The organism is Hymenobacter sp. APR13 (genome assembly GCF_000737515.1).
Taxonomy (GTDB): domain Bacteria; phylum Bacteroidota; class Bacteroidia; order Cytophagales; family Hymenobacteraceae; genus Hymenobacter.
The window spans coordinates 4,198,603-4,214,652 of sequence record NZ_CP006587.1; the positions used below are offsets into that span (position 1 = coordinate 4,198,603).

Below are 16,050 nucleotides of genomic sequence, written 5' to 3' on the forward strand. Positions count from 1 at the left end.
TTTCGCCTTAGCCCTGCCGAGGTGCCAGCCAGCGTCGTGCGGCGGCTGCCGCGCGCCGGCCAGCAAGCACCTGAGGCAACAGCGGGCCGCCAGCTCAGCTACTTCGCTTTGGCCGGAGCCGGGGTAGCCGCGGGCGGGAAGGGCACTTCCACGCGCATCTTCAGGGCCACGGGCTGCCCGTTCTGCTGGGCCGGGGTGCAGGGGCCAATCCGGGTGATGGCCTCGAGCACGGCCTGGTCGCAGCTCACGCACAGGCCCCGCGTGATGCGCGGCTGGCGTATCAACCCGTTGGCGTCAATGATGTACTCGGCGTAGACCCGGCCGCTGATGCTTTCGCGCTGCACGGCGTCGGGCATACGTACGGCCTGCTGGATGGCGTCGGCAAAGGCGTTGCTGCCGTCAAGCAGCGTGGGCATTTCCGTGGCGTAGCTGTCCAGGTTGGCCGGCTCCGCAAATGGCGTGCTGGGGTCGGGCAGCGGCATGGGGATGTCGACGTGCTGCCGGGTGGCGATGGGCTGGTCGGCGCTGCTGCGGGCGGGCTTCCAGGCCGGAAAGTTGCGCACCAGGCGCAGGGCCTCGGCGTCGCAACTGGCGCAGAGGTGGTTTTTCAGCTCCACGGCATCCAACTTCCCATCGGGCCGCACCACAAACTCCACGCGCAGGCGGCCCTGCAGCTTCTCGGTCGCAACCACGGCGGGTACCTTCATGTTGCGCTTCAGGTAGTCGTAGAGCGACGGGCCCCCGTACCGGGCCCGCATCCCCGACATGTTGGCCGGGTACACGTGCTCAGGCGACACTACCTCCAGTGGCACGCGCATGAACACTGACACCGGCTGGCCGTTTTGCCGGCCGGGCACAAACTTCAGTTGGCGCGCGGCGGCCAGCACGGCCTCGTCGCAGGGCCCGCACAGCCCCTGCACCATTTTGGGGTCGCGCACGGTGCCTCGGGCGTCCACGGAAAACGCGACCTGCACGGTGCCTTCATACTTGCCGCTGCGCACTTCAGCTGGCGCTACCATGTTTTTCAGGATGGCGGCGGGCACTCTGGCCTTCTCGTAGGGTGGGGCCAGGGTGGGCATCTGCTCCACGTAGGCGTACACCGGGGCCCCGTCGAGAGTAGTGGGGGCGTCGGCGTTGCTCCGGTTGTAGCCCGAATGGGTGCCGGGTTGCTGGGCGCCGGTGTTCGGGGCGCCGGCCGCGGCCGGGAAGCTCACGGCGGCGGTCATTCTCACCGACACGGCGCGGCCGTTCTGTTTGCCGGGCGTCATCCGCGGCAGCTGGCTCACGGCAGCCAGGGCGGCTTCGTCGCAGCCTCCACCGATGCCTTTGACGAGCTTGAGGTCCTTGATCTGGCCATCAGCGCCGACCACATACGAGACGAACACGCGGCCCTGGAGGTTTTGGCGGCGCGCCTGCTCCGGGTACACCGCCCGCTCCTGAATGGCCGCCATGATGCTCTGGGTGTTGTTTTCGCCGGGCATGGTGGGCATCTGCTCCACGTAGGTGTAGACCTTGTCGCCGACTATCTCTTCCATTTGCTGGGCCGCCGCAGGCGGCACCAGGCCGGGCAGCGGCAGCAGCAGGAAAGCAAGCGAAACCACCGGGGCCGAACAGGCAGAGCAGATACCGTATTTCATGCTGCAATCTACGGCTGGATTTCCTTATCACCGCCCCAAATCACTGGCCCGATGCGGAGCAAATCGGAGGGGGTGATACCTTTGCCCATACCCGTTACCCGCCGCGCCGTTCGCCCATGAAAATTCCTGCCTTTTCGTTTGTGCTACTGGCGCTGCTGCTGGGCGCTGCGGCCCCCGCCACCTGGGACTCAGCCCTGAACACCGACCCCGTGTACGGCGTCCGCCGCCAGGATCTGTACCGCCAGCGCCGCGTGAAGGAAGTGTTCATGGACCAGGAGGGCTTTTACAGCGGCCGGCTGACCACCGAGCGCCACCTGAACGAATATCAACTGCTTGACCGCCAGGGGCGCCCCGTTGCGCAGGAGCGGGCCTACAACCGCGCCATTGCCTACCGCAGCGAGTGGGAATATAACGCCGCCGGTACGCTCGTCGCCGGCACTTCCTTCAGCCGGCTTGGTGCGCGCCCCGACACCGGCCGCGCCGACCTGGCCTGGGTACCCGCGGAGCACACCCGCTACGTGGCCGAGGGCACCGAGGCCGCCGGCAAAACCCGCTGGAACGTGAACACCGGCCTCTGGGAGCCCCAAACCCGGGGGCGCACCTGGGTCAGCCACGACACCACCTACACTGAAACCCGCAACGAGAAAGGGGTGCGCATCGAACTGGAGCGGCACTTTTCCCTCGGCAAAGGCATCATCCGGGCCGACTACCTGCATTTTTCGGAGCGGGGCCCGAGCGAGCCCAAATACTACTACTACCGCGTCGAAAAGGGGCGCACCGTAGAATCGGGCAAGGTCACCTTCGAGCAGGAAATTCAGCAGTACGTGGAGAAACACCCCGAAGCCATGCGCTACGTGCTGGGTTCCCAGTATGCCTTTCATACCCTCCACGATTACGTGGCCCGGCGCACTGCGGGCACGCTGGAGCCCACCACCAAGGCAGTATACAACCGCCAGGGCCAGCTGCTGATGGAAACCAGCTACGGCACCCGCACCGCCTACCAGCGCGACGACGCGGGCCGGGCCATTACCAGCACCGTAGCGCAGGAACTGGGCGGTGGCGGCGTGGTCACGGCGTATTTCTACCGCCCGGACGGCTTGTTGGCCCGCGAGGTGGTGACCCGGCCCGACGGCACCCCCGACGAAAACCGCTACTACCGCTACCGCTTTTACTAAGCCCCGTAAGGATGGAAGGCCTATTCTTCGTTCTTTTCTGGCTCTTCGCCCTGCTCTTTATCGTGGCCCTGGGACTGGTGCAGTACGTGCTCATTCCCTGGGGCCTGCTGCGGGCCTTTTTTCGCAGTGAGTGGGCCCCGCCAGTCTTAAAGCAAGTCGTGGGCTGGGCGTTGGGGGGGCTGGTGCTGCTGGTCGTTGGGTTCCTGGGCTGGAGCTGGCACCGGCAGGGGCAGGCGCGGCAGGCCGCACTGCTCGAGCGCCAAAGGCCGCCCATACGCCTTACGGCCCACCAACCCGGCTTGCTGCCGTTCCCGCTGGGCCGGGGCCGCATCGAAGAAGCCCGCTATAACCAAGCCCCGCTGCTGGTAATATCGGGCGACCTGGTGGTGGAAGGCCGGCTGCGGGCTTGGTTCACCGCCAGCCCGGGCTTGAAGTTCCCCAACCAGACCAACACCGTGCGGGTGCGTACCGACCAGGGAGACGCCCTCCAGGCCACCGGGCAGTCGGTGTACGACCCGGATAGTCGTACCGTAAGCGGCTCGTTTCACTGCGTGTTGCCCTCCGGCAAGCAACTCACCATTTCGTTTCCGCCCACCCCAATTGCCCATCGGTAAGTAACCGGAAATACTTGTCCGCTAAGGCTGGGCTGGCCGGATCTATTATTAGCGCGAGGAACCCCAAAAGATGGTGTTTACACAAGAAAACCCAGCCTTGTGGGCTGGGTTTCCGGTGCAACAGGTGTGGTATAGCCAGCAACTGAGTTACCCGCCTTTGCAGCCCGCACACACTTCACGGGACTGCAGCCCAAATATAGCAACGGCCACCAGACAGGTGGCCGTTATCGTTTATACGCCGACTAGGTAGGCATCCATGCCGCGCCTTGGGGCCCGTTCACAGGTGAGTGCATAGTTGTGGGCGCGCCAGTTGCCAGGTGGATGCACAGGGTAGGAGAGAAGGTTACAACGAAGCCGCGTCCTCACGCTCCATGATTTCCCGCACCTCAGCTGCCGCGCCTCCATCCGCCCGCGCCGGCACCGCATCCGGCTCCACCGCCACCGACGACACGGCCGCGGCCACCGAGCCGGCCAACACCAGGTAGCCGCCCAGCGCCACTACGGCCGCCGGCAGCGCCACCGGCGCCGTGGCAATGACGCCGCCCACGGCCGCCAGCGCGGCCCCAATCGTGCGCACCTTCCGAAAGAACCGGGGCGTAGGCAGCGTTACCCGGTCCAGTACTGTGAGTTTCTTGTCCATGTGAGTAGTTGTTAGTTGCTCGTTGTCAGCTGTTAGTACCGGTCAGGAAGGCAGCCACTGACAACGGACAACTACCCCCTGACAACTCATTTCTCATCCAGCCGCGCCAGAATCCGGTCGGCCCACTTATTCCGCGAATCCTGCTCCTTGCTGGCCTCAGTGAGCACCTTGGTTCGCTCCTCCACCAGGGCCATGGTCTTGTCGATGTTGGCTAGCCGCTCCGTCAGCTTCAGCACCAGGTCGGTCATTTCCTTGCGCAGCTCGGCCCGCTGCTGCAGGCTCTCCACCCGCACCTGCTCGGCCTGCAGCTTCATTTCCTCGCGCAGCTTGGCTTCCCGCGCCACCGCCGATACATGGTAGTCGTCCACCTTCAGCGCCAGGGCCGACTGCTGCTGCTCCTGCTTCTGGCAGGCCACCTTCAGCTCCTCCACCGCCCGCCAGTTCTTCACGAAGTACAGCAGCACGGCCACGCCACCGCCCACCACCGACGTCACCACGTCCCAGTGCTCCAGAATCGGGCTATCCACGTCCATCACCTCCTTTCCCAGCCGGCCCCGCCGGCAGCAGCACCTCGAAGTGCGGCCGGTCCTTGAAGCCGGCCCAGTCGCCGCCCCACACCACCCGCGCGTCGGCCGCCTTCATCAGCCGCGCAAACTTGGAGAGCAGCAGCCCCGACCACGACACCGACCCGTCGGCCAGCAGAAACGCCACGTCCAGCGCCGGAGTAGGAGAGAGGTTGTGCTTCGACTCGCTCCCGCGCTTATAGGTCACGATAAGCCCCGGCCGCGTACGCCCCTGCGCGTACAGCTCGTTCTGCCGCTCCGGACTCCGGTAGCATTCCGTAATGATGGGCCGCCCCGCCAGCCGCAGCACCGGGTCACCCAGCCACCGATTCAGCGCCTGCGAGTAAGCCGCCGCCAGATGCAGCACGGCCTGACCCAGCCGGGCGGCCTGCACGGTGGCTTGTTTCGAACTCAGCGTCGGCGGCCGACGGGGCAACGTGAGGTTGGCGACAGGCATTGCGTGGTTTGGTGTACGTGACGCTGGTAAATTTCAGATAATTACATCAAAATGCAAAACAGGGTTTTCTGTTTCAGGTCTTTGTGAAATTGTACTATGGTGGGCGCTGCCTTCGGCCCCGGCTGTCTAGGGCTCCGCTTCGCTCCGGTGCTCCGCACCCGGCCGGGGCTCCGATACCCGACGATACCAGCAGCGGCAACCGTAGCCACCGATACGGCCCCGCCCGGCCCTTCCCATCCGTAGCGCATGCTGCCTGATTCTGCCTGATTCGAGGGGTACGGTTGTCGTTCCACGCTCCGGCCCACCTCCCGCACTCCTGCGTCACTTGGTCGGCCGGCCTCCGCTACCGAAGCCCCCGCCCGGCCCGCCTCCCGCGTTCCTGCGTCACTTGGTCGGCCAGCCTCCACCTACCCACCAGCTGCTGATTCTGGTGCTCCTGCCGGCCGTGCCACGCTGCGGCCCAGGGCCCGGAAAAGGCCCCCGGCCTCCGCTACCACCCCCACGGCCCGCCTCCCGTCGGTCGGCCAGCCTGCCACCCCAAACACCCTTCGACGCCAGCCCACCGCACCGGCCCAGGCTGCCCATTCGCAAGGTCGCCGGCTCCCGTTGGTCGCCACCTCCCAAGCGGGCATCCTGGCCGCTTCCCACCCACCTAGTCCCAGACACTGCAGCCTGCAGCAACTTTCGGATGCCTGCCGCAACTCCCCGGACGACAAGCATTGCCTCAGGCTTACAGGAGCCCGCCGCGTTGGGCTTTGCGCTCTGATTGACACGTCGCACGGCGGCTTTCATGCCCACCCTCCCGCTGGTCGGCCGGTCATCCACCTCGGCCCCGCAGCTCAGAAGCGGCTTGCGGCGGCGCCAGCGGCTGGGTGATTCAGGGCCTCATAAGGTGCCCTTCGGGCGGTGTTTTTCCGGGGGCGGCCCCCCAGGCCCCCTGGCATGTAGCGGTAGTGGGTCGGCCGCGCCCGCCAGGGGCCGCCACAGCGTCAGGCGTGGCCCTGGGCGCACGTTCCGGCAGTGGGCGCGTCGTTGGGCGGGTTAGCGGCCGGCGCCGCGTGGCGGGGCTGTTTGCGCGCCGCCGGCAGGCCTCATAGCCCCAGCCCGCCGGCTACCGGTGCAGTGCCCGGCGCGAGCGCCACCAGCCACTCCAGCACCTTGCCCAGCCGGGCCGCCCGGCGGGCGGCGTCCAGCGTGCCCCGGCTCTTGCCGTCCCAGCACACCAGCACCAGGTCGGCCGCCGCTACCAGCTGCCCGTTGCGCACCAGCGGCGCGGCCCGGCCGTGGGCGGCGTAGTCCGGCCGGTACTCGGTCAGCGGCACCCCGTTGCGCATCGCCCAGCGGGCCGCCAGCTCATCCACGCCGGCCGCCCCGCCGCTCACCACCCCGGCCAGCTCGCCGGCTCCGTGCAGCGCATCCAGGCGGGCCAGCAAGGCAGGGCACTGCGCCAGGGCGCGGCTGCCCACCACGCCCACGGTTTTTTGAATCTTTCTCATACTGCAATATACAACTACATTTCCTGTTTAGATGCAAAATGTGGATAACTATATTCCTGTTTTGATGTAGTAAGTTACATCAAAATGCGTATATTTGGTAAGAAGTCGGGGGAGAGGCCCCCGGCACCCGCGCACACGGCAGGCAGGGCCCGGCCCGCCAGGAGCGCACCCCACGGCTAACCCCTACAGCCATGCTTACCTTCTTACAGTTCGCGCAGCTCGCCGCTGCCGCGTGGGCGGGTCCCGCCCCCATCGTGCAGGCCTCCATCAGCACCTGCCAGCTCTATCCCGGTCAGCTCGCCACCTACTACACGGTTACCTACACCGTGGGCGGGGCCATGTTCCTCTCGCCCTTGTGCGGGGCCTGTCCCTTTCAGGCCGTAGCCGCTGCCGTAGCCGCCGCTGCCGCTGCCGGGGTGCCCGTCAGCCGCTACCACGCCCAGCACGTCATCAGCCGCACCGCCGCCGCCTTGTGCGGGGTGCAGCTGCTCCGTCCCGGTTTCGCCTGCCGGGCCCGCCGCCACCGCGTAGCCCACCGCCTCCATGCGTAGCGCGGCCACCCCCGTAGCGCCCGCCCCGGTCGGGGCGGGCAGCTACACCCGCCGCCGCTGCTACCCTGAGCGCGAAATGTCGGTGAGTCTGTTCGGCGGCCTGCGCGAGGTGTCGGCGGCCGTGGCCTACTACGTGCAGTGGGTGTCGGATGAGTTCTACAGCTACAAAGGCACGGCGCCCCATGTGCAGCTGCGCGGCGTGTATTGCCTGCGCACCGGGCGCCCGCTCTACGTGGGAGCCCGCCAGGAGCAGGCCCTGCGTGAGCAGTTGGAGGACTTACTGGGCCGGGAGGGCCGCCGGCTATGAGCCGCGCCACCCATCCGCAGCAGGCGGGCCGCTGGTATGCGGCCTGCCTCTACGCCGCCGGCCCCGGCTGGGCCGTGGTGCGCGACGTGGCCCGGCCGGGCACGGTGCCCGGCGGCCCCGGCCTCTACCAGATGCAGGCCGGCCCCGGCCGCTACGCCACGCAGGAAGCCGCCACGGCCGCCGCCGCCCGCCTCAATGCTCCGCGTCTGCGCCCGGCCGACCGCTACGGCGAACTGCCCCGGCCCGCCGACGACTACCACCCGCACCCGTGGGACCTGAAATGAACCATCCACCGGCCCGCGCCAGCTCACGGCGGCGCGGGCCCCACTACCTCACCTCATGCCCGCTACCGCTACTACCTACCAGCCCCATCTGCTCGACCCGCACAGCGCCGAGCCCCAACCCATCCACCCCGCCAACGGCCGCAGCTTCAAGCTGGCCGAACTCTACCGCCTGCTCGATTGCCAGACGGTGGACGTGGTACGCCTCACCGATGAGCTGATTCTCATCATCGACGACGAAGGCAAGTTTCGGAACCCCTGCTACCTCAATCTGCTGGCCACCTACCTCTGGTATCAGTACCAGCCCGAAGCCCGCGGCCAGGACAGCATCGTCGGCCGCGCCATTCTCTGCCACGACAAGCAGTTCCGCTAGGCCCCGCGCCTCGCACCCTCCCTAGTACCCACGGCGAAGGGGCCGGCCGCCGACTGGCCCCACCTTTTACTCCCTTCTACTATGGCAACCGCCACCAAAACCCCAAAAACCGCTGCCGCTGCTCCCGTTACGCCTGCCGCGCCGGCCGCACCCCTCACGCCCAGCCGGGCCTACCTGACGGCCACCGTCGACGAGGCCACCGGCGAAGTCACCGAAACCAGCCGTTTCCGCTACCTGCCCGGCCACCCCAAACAGATTCGCGCCGACCTGAAAGCCGGCGTGTTCAACGTGGGCGGCGACAAGGTGCTGGGCAAATCCATCAGCTTCATTCCGATGGCCCTGCGCATCTTCTCGGATAACATTCTGAACATGGGCCGCAAGGTGTGGGCCGAGCTGTTTTTCGTCGATGACACCGGGGCCGTGTGCGCCGTGCTGTTTCACGGCTACAGCGTCGAAAACCTGCAGAAGCTCAACGCCAGCCTGTTCTACGACGACCTGAAGCTCACCGACGTGCTGCTCACCGTCACGCCCCAGAAGAAGCAGACCGAGAAGGACGGCAAGCCCGCCACCTACTTCATTGCCGAGTTCAGCTACACCGCCGCCGACCCGGCCCAGGTGCAGGCCCTGCAGGAGTTTGCCCACGACCACGACCTCTACCGCGAAGAAACCCTGACCGGCACCGAGGAGCGCCGCATCACCCAGGGCTACCGCCTGCCCGCCCGTTACACCGAGCCCCAGCCCGCCCAGCTCGCCGCCGCCCAGCCCGCCCAGCCCGCCGAAGCCGCCTGAGCCCGCCGGCCCCTGCCCAATAGGGCAGGGGCCACCGGCCCCCAAAACGTCATCCAAGCTCCCAAGCCCCTAAGCCCCCAAAATCCCATGCCCACCTCCCTCGAAATCCCGCAGCTGGTGATTCACCAGCCCGCCCGCGACGCAGCCGAAGCCGCCCAGCTCGCCGCCCTGTCCCGCCTCATCGAAGCCGCCGAGCCCTTGCCCGACCTGCGCGACCTTGCCCCGGCCGTGCGCGAGCTGTTCCCGGCCCCGGCCTACGAAGTGGGCTGCGGCGGCGCCCACGTCTGGCTCCACCGCCAGGGCGAAAGCCAACGTCTGGCCTTTATCAGCTGAAAGCAAAACGCATCAGAACGACAACCAAGCCCCCAAGCCCCCAAGCCCCCAAGCCCCCAAGACCCCAAGCCCCCAAGACCCCAACCGCCATGTTCCATACCGTTACCGCCCATCCCGGCCTCACGCAGGCCCAGCACCGCGCCCTTCCGTTCGTAAGTAATACCGACCTGTCCAACCTCAAAAACGAGGCGTTGGGCATCACCCGCACTGGCAACCCGCAGGCCCTCATTTTCGGCAGCGCCTTCCACGAGGCCGTGCTGGAGCCTCACCGCTACCATGCCCCGCAGGGCCTGCCTCCGGCCCAGCTGCGCCTGCTTGACAACCTGGCCGCCGCCGTGCGCCGCCAGCGCTACTGCCGCGACCTGCTCTACCGCGGCACCGCCGAGCTGACCCACACCGCCACCCACACGGAAACCGGCCTCACCGTCAAGATTCGCCCTGACCTGCTGCTGGTCACGCCCCGCCTCGGTCGCCGGGTGCTGGTGGATTTCAAAACCACCAGCTGCCGCGACTACGCCCAGTTCGTAGCCACCATCGAGCAGTACGACTACGACCGCCAGGCCGCCTTCTACACCGACGTGCTGCAGGCCGACAGGTTCCTCATCGTAGGCGTACAGAAGAAAGCCCCCCACGACATCTGGCTGGTGGAACTCTCCGCCGACGCCGATACCATGGCGCAGGGCCGCAAGAAGTACCGCCGTCTGCTCCGGGCTTATGCCACTCAACAGGCGGTGGCGGCTGCGTAGGGGGGCATTGGGGTTAGCTGTGCGGCCGAATAAAAGGAAAAAGCAGCCCGTACATCCAGGGGTACGGGCTGCTTTTTCGGTTCGGAAAATCAGATTCTAACTCGCTGGTTCTTGCTGCAAGCCATATTTCGCTTTCAGTTGCTCCAGGTAGTGTGTAGCCTCACTTACGGTTCTGGTAACTAAAGCCTGACGGCCTGCTGGCGTTGCCAATTCGCATAATTCCTGTGCAGTGCAGCGCTCCACTTTCGTAAAGCCAGGGGGAGTCACAAAGCCAGCCCACCAGTTGGTGCGCTTGAAATTTTTATTCTGCGCCCGCAGAACGACGGCTAATTCATCAAAGTCGCCATGTTTACAGATGCCGCCTATCCCATCCTGTTTGTAAGCAGGGAACCCGTAGAAAAAGTCATTATTTGCATCCCTGTCCCATGCAAAATTCACTATGTAGCCTTTGTAGGTAAAGGCGACCTGATCATTGGAGGCAAAAACTCCTCTGAATGCGGTGTCCAGCTCTGAATAAATTGCCTGGCGTACCTCACTTCGGATTTGGTCGAATGCATTACGAATGAGCTGGGCGCTGGCTACTGCCCCGGGATCCTGCAAAATCAGCTTTTTAACTTCTTCCGTCATCATCTTATTGGTGCTCTGACCGGTTATGTTCTTGAGTAGGTGAATATATTGTGTGATAGTTTCCCGCACCAACGGCTGCGTAACGGCCTCTTTTCGGCACAGTTCCAGCCACAGGATAATATCTGTTGCGTAGGAAACGGACTGCACAGTTTCCTGCTTGATGCTTCCGCCGGTAGTGTGCTGCCCCGGCTCTGACCCATCGAGCGTCAGATAGAGTAGTTTTGCCTCGGGGTTGTAGGTATGGTAGCGTAGAAGCTGATTTTTTTGATCAGCCGCGAAAATTTTGTTTTCAATAAAGATTGGGTGTCCGTTCTCGGGGAAGAGGCAGATGTCAATCCTGCCACCTGCTAGGCTATCCTCGTTGAGCAAACCGATATGCTTTTCCACTTCAACAGTGGCGTCTTTAGCCTCTACCCCAACGAGGCCAAGTTGCTGGATAAACAGCGTCAGGAAAAGCTCCTGCTGTCCGTGGCTTCCTTTGGGATTCAGCAACTCCGCCAGAAAAGCTGAATGGGTCCTTACCTCGGCCGATTCAACCCCTAGAATCTGAAAAATATTGAATTGCTCCCCGGTTGTGGAGGTGTGGCTACGATAACGGGCCTCCACTAGCATAACCTGATGTAAAAGACTTACCAGCGTATTCGATTCGTTCATACGTGTTGTTATGTTGTAATTTGAGAGGAAATATAGGTGACTTTATGGATGACAGCCTACTCACAGATGAGGCGCAGCGTTGGATTTGTTGTTTTGCGGGCGTGTTCAATGGCTACACGTACGCCGAGCAGCAATGGAAGCTGACCGACGCGCCGATGCACGAGCGGTTCGGTGAGTTGCTGCAGCAGGCCACTGCCACCGGCGCCCTGTCGCCCCGGCTGGCCGACAATTTCGCGGTCAATTTCTATCAGCACCGGATGTTTCGCCATTGGGGCTATCTGCCGGCTGCCTACACGCCGCATTGGTACACCATGCTGCTCTACTACCTGCATCTGTACCGTTCCCCCGTTCCGGCCGGCTACCCCACAGAGGAAGAAGCTGGCCCCCGTAGCTGGGCGGCGCGTGACAAAGGAGCCGCGGAGGCTACGGCGGCAGAAATCCGCCTCCTGCTTATGCGTCGCTGAGCAGGCCGCATACTACCCGGTCCAGGTCACGCAGTGCAAGGCCCCTCCGTCTCTGGCTATTTCGTTTGCTACCACACCCTGTATTGAGCAGTGAGGGAAAGCATGCTCATAGCACCGCAGGGCTTCCTCATCTTCGCTGCGCCCGAATACCGGGACCAGAATCGTTGCGTCCAGCCGAAGCGCGTTGGCGTATTCCCCGGCCGCGTCCGTGAACGTCGGGTTGGTGTAGGGATTGTACGGCAGCGGCTGCCAGGTAATGCCTGCCCGCTGCAATGCCTGGTGCAGTTCTTCCCGAAAAGCCGGCTTCTCCCGAGGGTACGCGCTGAGCAGCACGGTCTGCGCATCCACCGGAAACAGCATCCCATCCACATGACCCGTAAAGTCCTGGGGGTGTGCCGGCACGATGATCAGCTCCTCCGCCCGCAACTCCTCGAGTAGCCGACGCCGCACTTGCTCGGCCGGTAGGGCGGCGTTGTCGCTGAACACCCGGTCGGTCAGCACTGCCCGCCGGCCCACCCACACCACGTTTCCCCCGTCCACCACCATGTCTGAGGTACGCACACTTACCCCCAGTGCCTGGCAGATAGGTGCTGCATCCGTTATGGTGGCCCGCCACCGGGCAGGGCGCAGGTATTCGGGATAGTAGCGGAATAGCACCCGGCTGCCGTCCCCGGTGCTCACCGGCATAAAGTCGCGTACCCAGACGTCCCGCGTGCCCGCCAGCTCAAGCTGCACGCGCCCCGCCGCTTCCACCGCCGCCTGCAGGGCCCTGGCGGCGCCGGGATAGCGCACCGCCAGGGTATCAGCCACATATACCGGGGCCTGTTGCTGCGCTTTATGCATGGTGCGCGGTGCTCAGATCATCCGCTGTCAGGCCCAGTTCCCGCCACAGCTTGCTCCGCACCGAGGTAGGCAGCTGCCGCAGGTAGTCCGAATGAGCGATAAACCGATAAGGCAGATTCCGGTAGGGGCTGTCCACTTGCTTGAGGTTCACGCGTTCCGTTTGCCACACGGTGTTCGGCTGCTGCTCCGCGGCCTCCAGCCTCCAGCCGCCGGCTGACTCCCACACCGGTGCCTGAACCGCCACCAGTTCCCGCAGCACCCGCTGCGGACCGTACACCACGCCGCCCGGCTCATCCAGCCGCAGCAGGCCGCGCAGCAGAATGCCGCCGGCGTCCGTGCCGTTGCCGAAGGTCAGGTCCACGCCGCCGGCCCGGTTGTAGTACCACCTGCCGCACTGCCGCTGTTCCGGTTCTCCGTGGATGAAGGTGTCCGGGTGGGCGCGGCTGTGCAGGTAAAACTCAATATCCGCCAGTCGATACCGGGCCGCGCCTATGCGCAGTTCCGTCTGGTGCAGCAGTAGGCCTGTCATTTCGGCCATAACCGCCGGAACGGTCACCTGATCAACCTCGTGAATGTAGCCCATCAAATGCCGGATCCGCACCAGCGGCTCTACCAGGGATGCAGTATGCTCCATTTCTGATTTCGGTAACAGAAGATATGTGTAACAATTGGTATGAAACTAACTGAAAAACCCCGACCTGAGCGCGCCGGCGGCTATGCTGAGTCAGAAAAGCATTGTTTTTGGGTGCCGCATGAACTTATCCGCTGCCTTTAGTAAGCGTTGATACAGTGAAAGAGGCCGTTGGTGTAATAATGTTTCCGGGCTATAACCCCCGGGGTAGGTTTGAGTCATCAAGCAGCCAGGAACAAGCCGCTACAGTAGCCGGGGCTCTTGCTGCACACTCTCACCCTCATCCCCCATGTTATGCGTCGTCAGTTCTACCTCTCTTCATTCCTGCTGATAACGGGGTTAGCTGGCCCTTTCGTTTCGCAGGCTCAGACCACCGCCGAACCCGCGACCCCGGCCGGGGCAACTCCGGAGCTTGCGTTTAGGCCCGCTACTCTTTTCAAGCTCGGCACCGGCCTCACGCGTGGCCTCACCATTGGCGGGTTCATGGGCACGGCCCTGCCGCTGGTAGCCGGCATGGAACGGCAGGTAGCGCCGGCCTGGTCCTTGTATGGCAATGTGTCCAGCGGCTGGCAGATAGGAGCCCTCACGGCCGCTCCGGGCGAGAAATCCAAACTGGTCTACTTCACTGACCTGGGCTTTGACCTGGGTGTGCGCCGCTACTACCACCAGGACAAGCGCCAGGCCACCGGGCGCGACACCCGGCCCTTTGCCGGCAACTATCTGGCCGTGCAGACGACGACCGGCTTCATGCCAGGGTATGGCCCGAGGCTGTATCACCAGGCAACGGCCCTGGCGGGGCTGTGGGGCATGCAGCGGCGGCTGGGGGGCCACGGCCTGCTGGATGCCTACGTAGGGCCCGGCCTGGAAACCCGCCGCCTGGGTATGCGCCACCAGGGCCTGATGATTCGCCCGCATCTGCAGGTCGGGGTTAAGTTAAGCTTGGTCCGCTAGTCGATATCCGCTACCGCGTGGGTACTTTTCTGGAAGCAGGTTTTATGAACACCTTTGCACTATCCCATACTTCTTCATCTCAGCTAACCGGCAACGTAGTGCGTCCTAAAACTATCCTTATTCATGTGGGCGTGTGGGTGGCCTACTACGCCTATGAATGTGTATTCCTGGTGGCAGGGCAGGGCATATACCCGAATGTGCTGGGCGATATTTTTCAGTTTTCGCTGTATGCCTTTCTCGTTTATGTACACAGCGAGTGGCTGTTTCCCCGGTTTTTTATTCCGAAACGATTCGGGGCCTACGCCCTGGGCGCGACAGGCATGTTCCTCGCGTATGTAGCAATGCGGGGTGGGGTTACGCTCTATATTCTTCCCTGGCTTGGTATCCAGTCAACGCAGGTTTTTGGAAATCTGCGCATCTTTTTAGCCGTTAGCATATTCCGCGGCGTGTATTTCTATTCCTGCAGTTTAGTGTACGCCTCCGTTACCTATGCGCTTCGTACCCAACGACAGTTGCGAGAGCAGGAGCGGGGGTTGCTGGAGGCCAATATTGCCTTCCTGAAAAGCCAGATCAACCCGCACTTTCTCTTCAACGCCCTCAACTTCCTCTACGCCCAGGTCTACCCGCTCTCCGAGCCCACGGCCAAAAGCGTGCTGCTGCTCTCCGATATCATGCGCTACGCCATCAATGAGGGCGGCGAGCAGGGCAAGGTGATGCTGGACAAGGAACTCCAGCACCTGCGCAACTACGTGGCCCTGAATCAGCTGCGTTTCGGCCACAAGCTGCAGGTGCAGTTTGAGGTGCAGGGCAGCACGCAGTTTCTGCTGATACTGCCGCTGGTGCTGCTCACCTTCGTCGAGAACTGCTTCAAACACGGCGAGCTCTTCGATGCCGCCCATCCGGTGCTGGTGCAGGTGCGGGTGCAGGAAAACCAGCTCACCTTCTTCACCAGCAACCGCAAGCACGGCGGCCCCATCGAGCACTCCACCGGCATCGGCTTGGACAACACCCGCCGCCGCCTGGCCGCCTTCTACCCCGGCCGCCACCAGCTTACCATCCACGACACGCCCGACTCCTACGCCACCCACCTGACGCTGACCCTATAGTGATACGCTGCCTGATTGTGGATGATGAGCAGGGCGCCATCGATATCCTAAGCCAGTTCGTGGCGAAAACGCCCTTTCTGGAGCTGGTGGCCAGCACCACCAACCCCGTGGAGGCCCTGCGCCTAGTGGCCACCCAGCCCATTGACCTGGTGTTTCTCGACATCCACATGCCCCAGCTCTCAGGGCTGGAGGTAATGCCGCTACTCACGGGCAAGTGTCAGGTGATTCTGACCACAGCCTACAGCGAATTCGCCCTGAAAGGCTTCGAGCTGGAAGCCCTGGACTACCTGCTCAAGCCCATTGCCTTCGAGCGGTTTGTCAAAGCCGCCCAAAAGGCGCTCAAGGCCCAGACCCTGCCCGCTCAGCCTCTGGCCCTGCCGCCCGACGATTACATCTTCGTCAAGCTGGAAAGCAAGGGCAAGATGCGCAAAGTGCGCTTCGAGGACATTGTGTACGTGGAGGGGCTCAAAAACTACGTGTCCATCTATACCGAGCAGGAGCGCATCATCACGCTGCTCAACATCAAGGACTTGCAGGAGCGGCTCCCGGCGGCGCAGTTTATGCGGGTGCACAAGTCCTACATCGTGTCGCTGACCAAGATTAAAGCGCTGGATGGCAACCTGATTCTGTTTCAGGATGGCAAAGCCAGCGCCCCGCTCGGCGACACCTACCGGAGCGGCTTTTTCGAGGCCCTGCAGCGCCACGTAGTCGGCAGTAAAGACAGCGGCAAGCCCTGCTAACCCCTGATGACAGTCCCGCTGGAGACTGCCGTAGGCTACGCTGTTGGTGCTGCCAGGGTAGTGGCTGGTCAG

At 63.8% G+C, this 16,050-nt stretch carries 21 protein-coding genes; 13 read left to right on the top strand and 8 right to left on the bottom strand.

Going from position 1 to position 16,050, the window contains the following annotated elements:
• Positions 1–98: 98 nt before the first annotated feature.
• Positions 99–1,637, bottom strand: a complete 1,539-nt coding sequence (locus N008_RS17500; protein ID WP_044017657.1) for a TonB family protein — start codon at positions 1,635–1,637, stop codon at positions 99–101.
• Between the two features lie 116 nt (positions 1,638–1,753).
• On the opposite strand from N008_RS17500, the gene N008_RS17505 reads away from it, so the two are divergent.
• A complete protein-coding gene (locus N008_RS17505) occupies positions 1,754–2,812 on the top strand; it encodes a hypothetical protein (protein WP_044017658.1) in 1,059 nt (352 codons plus the stop codon).
• 11 nt (positions 2,813–2,823) lie between these two features.
• Complete coding sequence (locus N008_RS17510) at positions 2,824–3,426, top strand: hypothetical protein (RefSeq protein WP_044017659.1); 603 nt, start codon at positions 2,824–2,826, stop codon at positions 3,424–3,426.
• 343 nt (positions 3,427–3,769) lie between these two features.
• On the opposite strand, the gene N008_RS17515 is transcribed toward N008_RS17510, so the two are convergent.
• The 4 genes from N008_RS17515 to N008_RS17530 all read right to left on the bottom strand — a co-directional run bounded on the left by N008_RS17515 (position 3,770) and on the right by N008_RS17530 (position 6,582).
• Positions 3,770–4,066 (bottom strand): hypothetical protein, encoded by a 297-nt coding sequence (locus N008_RS17515; RefSeq protein WP_071884562.1) that lies wholly within the window; start codon positions 4,064–4,066, stop codon positions 3,770–3,772.
• 86 nt (positions 4,067–4,152) lie between these two features.
• On the bottom strand, positions 4,153–4,599 hold the full coding sequence (locus tag N008_RS17520) for a hypothetical protein (RefSeq protein WP_044017660.1): 447 nt from the start codon (positions 4,597–4,599) through the stop codon (positions 4,153–4,155).
• Positions 4,586–5,086, bottom strand: a complete 501-nt coding sequence (locus tag N008_RS21875) for a M15 family metallopeptidase (protein ID WP_052381692.1) — start codon at positions 5,084–5,086, stop codon at positions 4,586–4,588. Before N008_RS21875 ends, N008_RS17520 begins: the two co-directional genes overlap by 14 nt.
• 1,091 nt (positions 5,087–6,177) lie before the next feature.
• Positions 6,178–6,582, bottom strand: coding sequence for an SLOG family protein (locus N008_RS17530; protein WP_052381693.1), 405 nt, complete (start codon positions 6,580–6,582; stop codon positions 6,178–6,180).
• 191 nt (positions 6,583–6,773) lie between these two features.
• Here N008_RS17530 and N008_RS17535 point away from each other — a divergent pair, with 191 nt between their 5' ends.
• The 7 genes from N008_RS17535 to N008_RS21880 all read left to right on the top strand — a co-directional run bounded on the left by N008_RS17535 (position 6,774) and on the right by N008_RS21880 (position 9,962).
• A complete protein-coding gene (locus N008_RS17535; protein WP_044017661.1) occupies positions 6,774–7,133 on the top strand; it encodes a hypothetical protein in 360 nt (119 codons plus the stop codon).
• The gene (locus N008_RS17540) at positions 7,126–7,440 is read left to right on the top strand and encodes a hypothetical protein (protein ID WP_044017662.1); all 315 of its coding nucleotides are present in this window, start codon (positions 7,126–7,128) and stop codon (positions 7,438–7,440) included. The genes N008_RS17535 and N008_RS17540 overlap by 8 nt, the downstream gene beginning before the upstream one ends.
• On the top strand, positions 7,437–7,724 hold the full coding sequence (locus N008_RS17545) for a hypothetical protein (protein WP_044017663.1): 288 nt from the start codon (positions 7,437–7,439) through the stop codon (positions 7,722–7,724). The genes N008_RS17540 and N008_RS17545 overlap by 4 nt, the downstream gene beginning before the upstream one ends.
• A gap of 55 nt (positions 7,725–7,779) precedes the next feature.
• The gene (locus N008_RS17550) at positions 7,780–8,094 is read left to right on the top strand and encodes a hypothetical protein (RefSeq protein ID WP_044017664.1); all 315 of its coding nucleotides are present in this window, start codon (positions 7,780–7,782) and stop codon (positions 8,092–8,094) included.
• A gap of 81 nt (positions 8,095–8,175) precedes the next feature.
• The gene (locus N008_RS24075) at positions 8,176–8,883 is read left to right on the top strand and encodes a hypothetical protein (protein ID WP_044017666.1); all 708 of its coding nucleotides are present in this window, start codon (positions 8,176–8,178) and stop codon (positions 8,881–8,883) included.
• A gap of 87 nt (positions 8,884–8,970) precedes the next feature.
• Positions 8,971–9,216 (top strand): hypothetical protein, encoded by a 246-nt coding sequence (locus tag N008_RS17560; protein ID WP_044017667.1) that lies wholly within the window; start codon positions 8,971–8,973, stop codon positions 9,214–9,216.
• An 89-nt stretch (positions 9,217–9,305) separates the two neighbouring features.
• Positions 9,306–9,962, top strand: coding sequence for a PD-(D/E)XK nuclease-like domain-containing protein (locus N008_RS21880; protein ID WP_052381694.1), 657 nt, complete (start codon positions 9,306–9,308; stop codon positions 9,960–9,962).
• A 96-nt stretch (positions 9,963–10,058) separates the two neighbouring features.
• On the opposite strand, the gene N008_RS21885 is transcribed toward N008_RS21880, so the two are convergent.
• Positions 10,059–11,243 (bottom strand): PD-(D/E)XK nuclease family protein, encoded by a 1,185-nt coding sequence (locus N008_RS21885; protein WP_052381695.1) that lies wholly within the window; start codon positions 11,241–11,243, stop codon positions 10,059–10,061.
• Positions 11,244–11,287: 44 nt separating this feature from the next.
• On the opposite strand from N008_RS21885, the gene N008_RS17575 reads away from it, so the two are divergent.
• Positions 11,288–11,707 (top strand): hypothetical protein, encoded by a 420-nt coding sequence (locus N008_RS17575; RefSeq protein WP_156109382.1) that lies wholly within the window; start codon positions 11,288–11,290, stop codon positions 11,705–11,707.
• A gap of 12 nt (positions 11,708–11,719) precedes the next feature.
• Here the strand turns inward: N008_RS17575 and N008_RS17580 are convergent, their stop codons facing one another.
• Both N008_RS17580 and N008_RS17585 read right to left on the bottom strand, forming a co-directional pair.
• Positions 11,720–12,517 (bottom strand): agmatine deiminase family protein, encoded by a 798-nt coding sequence (locus N008_RS17580; RefSeq protein ID WP_197062890.1) that lies wholly within the window; start codon positions 12,515–12,517, stop codon positions 11,720–11,722.
• Positions 12,518–12,542: 25 nt separating this feature from the next.
• Positions 12,543–13,184: a hypothetical protein gene (locus N008_RS17585; RefSeq protein ID WP_044017670.1), complete on the bottom strand. Its 642-nt coding sequence runs from the start codon at positions 13,182–13,184 to the stop codon at positions 12,543–12,545.
• Between the two features lie 291 nt (positions 13,185–13,475).
• On the opposite strand from N008_RS17585, the gene N008_RS17590 reads away from it, so the two are divergent.
• The 3 genes from N008_RS17590 (at position 13,476) to N008_RS17600 (ending at position 15,978) form a co-directional block, all read left to right on the top strand.
• The gene (locus N008_RS17590; protein ID WP_044017671.1) at positions 13,476–14,132 is read left to right on the top strand and encodes a hypothetical protein; all 657 of its coding nucleotides are present in this window, start codon (positions 13,476–13,478) and stop codon (positions 14,130–14,132) included.
• 470 nt (positions 14,133–14,602) lie between these two features.
• Positions 14,603–15,238: a sensor histidine kinase gene (locus N008_RS23640; protein WP_197062891.1), complete on the top strand. Its 636-nt coding sequence runs from the start codon at positions 14,603–14,605 to the stop codon at positions 15,236–15,238.
• Positions 15,238–15,978, top strand: coding sequence for a LytR/AlgR family response regulator transcription factor (locus N008_RS17600; RefSeq protein WP_044017673.1), 741 nt, complete (start codon positions 15,238–15,240; stop codon positions 15,976–15,978). The genes N008_RS23640 and N008_RS17600 overlap by 1 nt, the downstream gene beginning before the upstream one ends.
• Positions 15,979–16,050 lie beyond the last annotated feature (72 nt).

Coding starts and splice junctions, on each gene's coding strand:
- N008_RS17500 (WP_044017657.1), bottom strand. CDS start 1,637: ATGAAATACGGTATCTGCTCTGCCTGTTCGGCCCCGGTGGTTTCGCTT.
- N008_RS17505 (WP_044017658.1), top strand. CDS start 1,754: ATGAAAATTCCTGCCTTTTCGTTTGTGCTACTGGCGCTGCTGCTGGGC.
- N008_RS17510 (WP_044017659.1), top strand. CDS start 2,824: ATGGAAGGCCTATTCTTCGTTCTTTTCTGGCTCTTCGCCCTGCTCTTT.
- N008_RS17515 (WP_071884562.1), bottom strand. CDS start 4,066: ATGGACAAGAAACTCACAGTACTGGACCGGGTAACGCTGCCTACGCCC.
- N008_RS17520 (WP_044017660.1), bottom strand. CDS start 4,599: ATGGACGTGGATAGCCCGATTCTGGAGCACTGGGACGTGGTGACGTCG.
- N008_RS21875 (WP_052381692.1), bottom strand. CDS start 5,086: ATGCCTGTCGCCAACCTCACGTTGCCCCGTCGGCCGCCGACGCTGAGT.
- N008_RS17530 (WP_052381693.1), bottom strand. CDS start 6,582: ATGAGAAAGATTCAAAAAACCGTGGGCGTGGTGGGCAGCCGCGCCCTG.
- N008_RS17535 (WP_044017661.1), top strand. CDS start 6,774: ATGCTTACCTTCTTACAGTTCGCGCAGCTCGCCGCTGCCGCGTGGGCG.
- N008_RS17540 (WP_044017662.1), top strand. CDS start 7,126: ATGCGTAGCGCGGCCACCCCCGTAGCGCCCGCCCCGGTCGGGGCGGGC.
- N008_RS17545 (WP_044017663.1), top strand. CDS start 7,437: ATGAGCCGCGCCACCCATCCGCAGCAGGCGGGCCGCTGGTATGCGGCC.
- N008_RS17550 (WP_044017664.1), top strand. CDS start 7,780: ATGCCCGCTACCGCTACTACCTACCAGCCCCATCTGCTCGACCCGCAC.
- N008_RS24075 (WP_044017666.1), top strand. CDS start 8,176: ATGGCAACCGCCACCAAAACCCCAAAAACCGCTGCCGCTGCTCCCGTT.
- N008_RS17560 (WP_044017667.1), top strand. CDS start 8,971: ATGCCCACCTCCCTCGAAATCCCGCAGCTGGTGATTCACCAGCCCGCC.
- N008_RS21880 (WP_052381694.1), top strand. CDS start 9,306: ATGTTCCATACCGTTACCGCCCATCCCGGCCTCACGCAGGCCCAGCAC.
- N008_RS21885 (WP_052381695.1), bottom strand. CDS start 11,243: ATGAACGAATCGAATACGCTGGTAAGTCTTTTACATCAGGTTATGCTA.
- N008_RS17575 (WP_156109382.1), top strand. CDS start 11,288: ATGGATGACAGCCTACTCACAGATGAGGCGCAGCGTTGGATTTGTTGT.
- N008_RS17585 (WP_044017670.1), bottom strand. CDS start 13,184: ATGGAGCATACTGCATCCCTGGTAGAGCCGCTGGTGCGGATCCGGCAT.
- N008_RS17590 (WP_044017671.1), top strand. CDS start 13,476: ATGCGTCGTCAGTTCTACCTCTCTTCATTCCTGCTGATAACGGGGTTA.